The sequence below is a fragment of the Saccharomonospora saliphila YIM 90502 genome (assembly GCF_000383795.1).
Taxonomy (GTDB): Bacteria; Actinomycetota; Actinomycetes; order Mycobacteriales; family Pseudonocardiaceae; genus Saccharomonospora; species Saccharomonospora saliphila.
The window spans coordinates 2,438-5,390 of sequence record NZ_KB912727.1 but is presented as its reverse complement, the minus strand read 5'-3'; the positions used below and the strand labels follow the sequence as shown (position 1 = coordinate 5,390).

The 2,953-nt window shown below is 72.6% G+C and carries 3 protein-coding genes and 1 riboswitch; of the genes, 1 reads left to right on the top strand and 2 read right to left on the bottom strand.

Annotated features, from left to right (window positions below; genetic code table 11):
* Position 1: 1 nt before the first annotated feature.
* Positions 2–982, bottom strand: coding sequence for a DNA polymerase III subunit delta (gene holA, locus SACSA_RS0118885; RefSeq protein WP_019819286.1), 981 nt, complete (start codon positions 980–982; stop codon positions 2–4).
* Between the two features lie 118 nt (positions 983–1,100).
* Positions 1,101–1,234, top strand: a riboswitch (SAM riboswitch).
* Between the two features lie 12 nt (positions 1,235–1,246).
* On the opposite strand from holA, the gene thrC reads away from it, so the two are divergent.
* Entirely contained in the window at positions 1,247–2,509 is a 1,263-nt protein-coding gene (gene thrC / locus SACSA_RS0118880; protein ID WP_019819284.1) for a threonine synthase, read from the top strand.
* Between the two features lie 5 nt (positions 2,510–2,514).
* Here the strand turns inward: thrC and SACSA_RS0118875 are convergent.
* Positions 2,515–2,953: ComEC/Rec2 family competence protein (locus tag SACSA_RS0118875; protein WP_408640286.1), on the bottom strand; the 439-nt coding region annotated here is incomplete at its 5' end.

Below are 2,953 nucleotides of genomic sequence, written 5' to 3'. Positions count from 1 at the left end.
CTCAGCGCTGCTGCCGCGCGGCGAGCACGTCGAGCACGGCGCGTTCCACCGCGTAGTCGGCGTCGGCCGCCGCGCCCTTGACCTCGGCGTTCACCCGCGCCACGATCCGCATCGCCTCCGCGAGCCCGCGCGCGCTCCATCCGCGTGTCTGGCCCTGCGCCTTGCGCACCTTCCAGGGGGGCATTCCCAGCTCGCCCGCCATCTGGTTCGGGTTTCCCCGGCCCGCCGCCGACACACGGGCGACCGTGCGGACCGCGTCGGCCAGAGCATCCGCCAGCAGCACGTGTGCCACGCCGGTCTGCTGCGCCCAGCGCAGTGACTCCAGCGCGGCGGCGCGGTCGCCCGCGACGGCCTTCTCGGCGACCTCGAAGCCGGTGACATCGGCGCGGCCCCGGTGGTAGCGGCGGACGGCGTGCTCGTCGATCGCACCACCGGAGTCGGCCACGAGCTGGCCCGCGGCCGAGGCGAGTTCCCGCAGGTCGGAGCCGACCGCGTCGATCAGCGCGGTCACCGCGGCCGCGTCGATGCGTCCCCCGGCCGAGCGCACTTCGGTGCGGACGAACGCCTCCCGCTCGGCGGGCTTGGTGATCTTGGCGCACTCGGTGACGACGGCACCCGCCTTACGCAGCGCACCGGGCAGCGACTTGCCCGCCTTGCTCCGCCCGCCGCCGTTGTGCACGACCACCAGCACGATGCCGTCGGCCGGGTGCCGCACGTAGTCCAGCACGGCATCGGCGATCTCGGCGGCGATGTCGTGCGCCGCGTCCAGCACGATCACCCGCCCCTCACTGAACAACGACGGGCTGACCATCTCGGCGAGCTGCGGCGCCGTGAGTTCGCTCACCCGCATCCTGGTCAGTTCGGCGGCCGGGTCGGCGATCCGGACGGAGTCGAGCACGGCCCGCACAGCCCGTTCGACGAGCAGTTCCTCGTCGCCGAGCACCAGATGCAGCGGGGAAGGTGTGGTGGCTGGCGCGGTCACGTCCCGATCCTGCCACGCCTGAGGTCACACCGTGCGGCTGTGGCATCCGGTGATCGGCGTGCCGTAGGCTACGACCCGGCGTCGCGGACGGTGGAAGCCGCGACCGGCAACCGAATACCGCTCATCCAGAGGGGCAGAGGGAACGGCCCGCAGAAGCCCCGGCAACCGGCGTCAGCCCGTCATCTCGTCGACCGCGAGGTGGCTGACGGCAACGGTGCCAATTCCGACCCGCGCCGGCGGGACAGATGAGGAAAGGACCTCGCGATGACAAGCACGCTCACCACGGCCACCGACCGCACCGTCGACCTGGGGCCCGCCGCGGAATTGGTGTCCAAGGAGGAAGGCCACCGCCAGCCTCTGGCACCCGAGTTCGTCTCCGCCGACGACTTCTCCCCGCTCGAGGTCGCCTACGACTTCGGCCGGGTGCGCCGGGAGGACATCGAGTCCGGCCCGGCCAACATCTGGCGCTACAAGAAGCTGCTCCCTGTGCCGTCGAACGTCGAGCGGATTCCCAACACCGAACCCGGCTTCACCCGGCTGGTTCGCGCCGACCGGCTGGCGAAGGAGCTGGGGCTCAAGCGTGTCTGGGTCAAGGACGACACCGGCAATCCGACGCACTCGTTCAAGGACCGCGTGGTCGCCGTCGCGCTGGCCGCCGCCCGCGAGTTCGGGTTCGACACCCTGGCCTGTCCGTCGACGGGGAACCTGGCCAACGCCGTGGCGGCGGCCGCCGCCCGCGCCGGATGGCGTTCCGTGGTGCTCATCCCGTCCTCGCTCGAACGCGCCAAGATCCTCACCACCGCCGTGTACGACGGTGCGCTGATCGCCGTCGACGGCAACTACGACGACGTGAACCGCCTCGCGACCGAGCTCGCCGCCGAGCACGAGTCGTGGGCGTTCGTCAACGTCAACGTCCGGCCCTACTACTCGGAGGGGTCGAAGACCCTGGGTTACGAGGTGGCCGAGCAGCTCGGCTGGCGCCTGCCCGAGCAGATCGTGGTACCGATCGCCTCCGGTTCCCAGCTCACCAAGGTGGACAAGGGCTTCCGCGAGCTCGGCGAGCTGGGCCTGGTCGAGCCGAGCCCGTACACCGTGTTCGGCGCGCAGGCGGCCGGGTGCTCCCCGGTGTCCACGGCGTTCCGGTCCGGGCACGACGTGGTGCAGCCCGTGAAACCGGACACGATCGCCCGGTCGCTGGCGATCGGCAACCCGGCCGACGGGCCCTACGTGCTCGACACCGTCCGGCGCACCGGCGGCGCCATCGAGGACGTCACCGACGACGAGGTCCGCGAGGGCATCCGGTTGCTCGCCCGCACCGAGGGCATCTTCACCGAGACCGCGGGCGGGGTGACCGTCGCGACGGCGAAGAAGCTCGCCGAGGCGGGCACACTCGACCCGGATGCGGAGACCGTGCTCCTGATCACCGGCGACGGGCTCAAGACCCTCGACGCGCTCGAGGACCACATCGGCCCGAAGGCCACGGTGCCGCCGTCGGCGGCGGCCGTGGGCGAGGTGCTCGGCGAATGACCGGATCACCGCTGCGCTGACGGCCCGCGCCGGACCACCGCGGGCGCGCCCCCGTCGGGCACGACCGCGAGGTCGCCTCCGGCGTCGGTGCGGGCCACGAGCGTGCCCGGGGAGGTCAGCGCGCGCACGGTCACCGGGCTCGGATGCCCGTAGCGGTTGTCCGCACCGACACTGATCAGCGCGACCCTCGGCGCCACGGCCGCGACGAACCGGGGCAGCAGGTCCCGGCCGCCGTGGTGCGGCACCTTCAGCACCTCGGCGCGCAGGTCGTCGCGGCCCGCCAGGAGATCGGCCTGCGCCGTGAGCTCGATGTCCCCGGTGAGCAGGACGCGACCCGCCTCGGTGGTGGCCAGCACCACCACCGAGGTGTTGTTCACCGCCGTGCCGTCGCTTCCGGCATCGGCCGCGGCCGCGCCGGCACCGCCGGCCACGCCTCCCGCACCA

What these genes read in the sequence shown, in the direction of transcription:
- thrC (WP_019819284.1), top strand. Translation starts at nt 1,247, where the DNA reads ATGACAAGCACGCTCACCACGGCCACCGACCGCACCGTCGACCTGGGG.